The organism is Thiohalorhabdus sp. (genome assembly GCF_046545655.1).
Classification (GTDB): Bacteria; Pseudomonadota; Gammaproteobacteria; order Thiohalorhabdales; family Thiohalorhabdaceae; genus Thiohalorhabdus.
Genome location: NZ_JBKGZG010000083.1, coordinates 1 through 3,339, shown reverse-complemented (window position 1 = coordinate 3,339; position 3,339 = coordinate 1). Strand labels below are relative to the sequence as shown.

4 protein-coding genes are annotated in these 3,339 nt (G+C 68.9%); all 4 read right to left on the bottom strand.

Annotated features, from left to right (window positions below; all coding sequences use genetic code 11):
- Window positions 1-193: 193 nt before the first annotated feature.
- The 4 genes from ACLFRB_RS11700 to ACLFRB_RS11685 are packed head-to-tail and all read right to left on the bottom strand — an operon-like array spanning window position 194 to window position 3,070.
- Window positions 194-898 (bottom strand): hypothetical protein, encoded by a 705-nt coding sequence (locus ACLFRB_RS11700; RefSeq protein ID WP_411069191.1) that lies wholly within the window; start codon window positions 896-898, stop codon window positions 194-196.
- Window positions 895-1,830 carry an MlaD family protein gene (locus ACLFRB_RS11695; RefSeq protein ID WP_411069190.1) on the bottom strand — a complete coding sequence of 312 codons (936 nt, stop codon included), beginning with the start codon at window positions 1,828-1,830 and terminating at the stop codon, window positions 895-897. Before ACLFRB_RS11695 ends, ACLFRB_RS11700 begins: the two co-directional genes overlap by 4 nt.
- A complete protein-coding gene (locus tag ACLFRB_RS11690; protein ID WP_411069189.1) occupies window positions 1,827-2,291 on the bottom strand; it encodes a hypothetical protein in 465 nt (154 codons plus the stop codon). The genes ACLFRB_RS11695 and ACLFRB_RS11690 overlap by 4 nt, the downstream gene beginning before the upstream one ends.
- Window positions 2,288-3,070, bottom strand: coding sequence for an MlaE family ABC transporter permease (locus ACLFRB_RS11685; RefSeq protein ID WP_411069188.1), 783 nt, complete (start codon window positions 3,068-3,070; stop codon window positions 2,288-2,290). The genes ACLFRB_RS11690 and ACLFRB_RS11685 overlap by 4 nt, the downstream gene beginning before the upstream one ends.
- Between the last annotated feature and the right edge of the window lie 269 nt (window positions 3,071-3,339).

Genomic DNA, 3,339 nt, shown 5'->3' with positions numbered 1-3,339 from the left:
GTGATGCTGGTCACCGGAAGTATCTGGGCCTTTGTCGGGCTGGCCGAGGAGGTGATGGAAGACGAGACTGGAGTTGAACCGGTCAGGGAGCAGGAGGTCGCCGCTGGCTGACGCGGTCAGCCGTAGGCCGCAGGGGCTCAGCCTGACAGTTCGCACCGCGGCCCGGAGAAGCTGGGCCCGGGCCCGCTCCGGACTACTCCGCTCCGTCTGACCGGCCGGCCCGAGGGTTCTGCAGCCAGCGCAGGTGGCTGCGGATGGCCGCCGCCTCGGCCGTATCGCCCGCGCGCCTGGCCGCCTCGACCTGCACCGGCAGCCACGCCAGCAGCACCCCCCGCCAGCCTTCCGGGGAGGCCGCTGCCACCGCCGCATCGGCGAAGGCCCGGCGGCCGGGGTAGCGGTGGTGGCCCACCGCGGCGGCCACTACCCGCAGGCGGGGATCCTCGATGGCGGCGACGCTTTCGGCCAGTGCGCCGGGCCGATCCGCCCGCAGGTGCCGGGCCGGGGCGGTCAGGGCCGCGGGCAGGAGCTCGGCATCGCCGGCCTCGGGAGTGCCCGCCAGAAAGCGCCGATAGGCCGCCAGATCCCGGTCCCCGGCAAGGGCGATGAGCTCGCCGGTCCGCGCCAGATCGGGCTCGCGCCGCAGGGCCACCTGCATGGCGGCCCGCCCCAGGTGGACCCGCGCCAACGGCCTCAGTTCGTCGCTGGCACTGGCCGCCTCCAGGGCCCGGCTCAGACTGCTGCCGGCGCTCTGGTTGTCACCGGTCAGCATGGCCGTGTAGTAGGCCTCGGTGGCCTCGGCCGCCCGAATCCGCCACGCCGGTCCGGCCGGGGGGCCGCCCAGGCAGCCGGCCACGAGCACCACCATCAGAACCGGCACCAGCCGGAATCCGGGCCTCATGGCAACGGGACCTCGGTGGAGGGGTCCTCGCCCAGAACGGCTTCGACTTGCCGCAGGATGGCGCGAGTGTCCTCGATGGTGATCCGGAGCTCGTCGCGCATTTCCTCCAGCCCTTGGGTGGAGGCCGCTGCCTCGTGCACGGCCGGATCCAGGACCTTGAGCTTGCCCTGGAGGTCCTCCAGCAGCGCGTCCACCCGGGAGACCGTGCCCCCCTTGCGGAGAAGACGGGTTCGGGTGCGGGCGATGGTCTGGCGCAGCTCTGCTATTGTTGCCTCGGCCTCGCCGGTGCCGGCCTCGGCGCGGGCCAGAACCTCGTTGAAGTGACGCGGGGTGGCCGGGTTGTCGGTGAGCAGGGTGAGCAGCGCGGGCTCGTCGGCCAGCCGCCCGCTGAAACGCTCCAGATGGACCATTGTCTGGCGGAAATCGCCCTCGGGATCGGCGACCTCGCCGGTGATCTCGCGGAGATGGGCGCCAATTCGCTGCAAGTCCTGGACGACCGTTTGCGCCTCCTCGATGAGCTGGTTGAAATCGTCCTGAAGGCGGGTCTGGACGCGCGCGTCTTTGGGAAGCAGCGGCGCGTCCATGTCCGGAGTGGCCACCCGGATGCGGGCGTTGCCGAGCAAGGGGTTCTCGACGGTGAAGGTGCTGGAGGTTCGCAACCAGCGGCGCTGGTCCGCTGGGATGGCGATCCGGGCCTCCACGTGCCCCTGCCGTTTGAGGTCCACCTCCTGAACCGACCCCAGCTCGTGCCCCTGGAAGACCACCGGCATTCCCTGCGACAGATGCTGGCCGGATTCGGCCACGAGCGTGAAGGCGACCTCCTCCTCGAAGAGCCCTTTGCGGTAGAGGACATAACCCGCCGCGCCGACCATCAGACCCAGGGTGACGACGAGGAACAGCCCGACGGCGATGCGGATCCGGCGCTGATTCACGGCGTGGCCTCGGTCAGACTGGAATACAGGTTCCGGTTGCTGGGATAGTCAAGGACGCGAAACCGCGTCACCTCGAGGGCGGCCAGAGCCTCCTCAATGGGGCCGTCGGAATCCAGTTCGGGCACCTGGGAAAAGGGCGTGACCAGAACCATCATCGCCTGGGGGCGCATGGCGGCCCGCCCCACCTGGACCAGAAAGGCCTCGCGCGCGGTCAGCTCATCCCGGTGGCGGGGGGCGCAATAAGCGATGCCGAGACGCGCCAGAGTTACCGAGGCGCTCGCCGTCAGGTCGCGGGAGGTAAAGTGGCCGTGGAAGGCACCGATCAGCTCCAGGTTCTCCTGGGCCGAGAGGCTGGCAAGGAGGGGAACATCGGGCGCCACCGGCGCCACCGGCCCGGCCGCCGCCAGCTGGTCCAGTCGGCGGCTGATGACCTCGGCATCGGGCAGGAACTCCATAGTCATAGCAGTTCCCCCAGGGTCACTACCTCAACCAGCATAATGGCCAGAAACAACCGCACCATGCCCTGCTGCACGGCAACGGAGATTCCGCCCAGGCCGGGCGGCCCCGTAATCCCACTGTACAGGGGGATGAAGGCGACGAGGAAACCCAGGAGCAGGCTCTTGGCGAACAGCAGCGCCGCTCCTGTCCCCGTCACCGCGTCCATCACCGCGTTCAGGTAGGAGTTGAGTCCGGTTTCCACGTACCAGAACAGGAACAGGTAGGCGCTGGTCAGCACCAACAGGGCGAAGATCCCGGTCAGCAGCGTGACCGTGACCATGGTCGCGATGATGCGCGGCAGAAACAGGTAGGTGGCGGGGTCGATGCCAAACAGATCCAGGGTCCGAAGCTCCCCGCTCTGGGCCATGGTGGCCAGCTCCGCATCGACGGCAGAGCCCGAGCGCAGACCCACGAGCAAGGCGGTAATTAGCGGGGCCAGTTCCAGCACCAGCAGGTTGACCACAATCCCCCCTGCCCTGTCCCCCAGATCCAGGCTTAGCATCCCCGCAACCGCTGCCCCCACCGCACCGGTCCCGAAGCCCAGGGTAATGAGCAAGAACAAGGGCAGGATCTGCACGCCGGTGTAGTAGAGCTGGCGGGTCAGCACCAGGCGCACGGCGGGGTTGTAGCTGGCGGGCATCAGCCCGCGCACACCGCACAGACCGGTCAAGCGGGTCATCTCGCGGATGGTGGCCGCGGCAGTGAGGGCCTTGTGGCCGATGGCCTCGAGCAGGCGGAGCATGGCAGCCGGCAAAACTCGGGGGTACTGGGCTTTGGACCTGACCCGGCGCGTACGAACCGGGTGCTCTGTCCGCCGACACCTAGGTTTGGGTGTTACATACCCTATCCTCGGGTTTCATCCCAGCAACCCTGCAGGTGGGGAAATCGCAGCACTGGGAGAAACCCCCTGGATATCCACCAACATGCCCGGCCTACGCCGGCAGGTCGAGAGGTATTGGTGCCCCGCGTCCTCCCCGAGGGCGGTCCCGGCCGAGGTGGTGGCACTGGCAC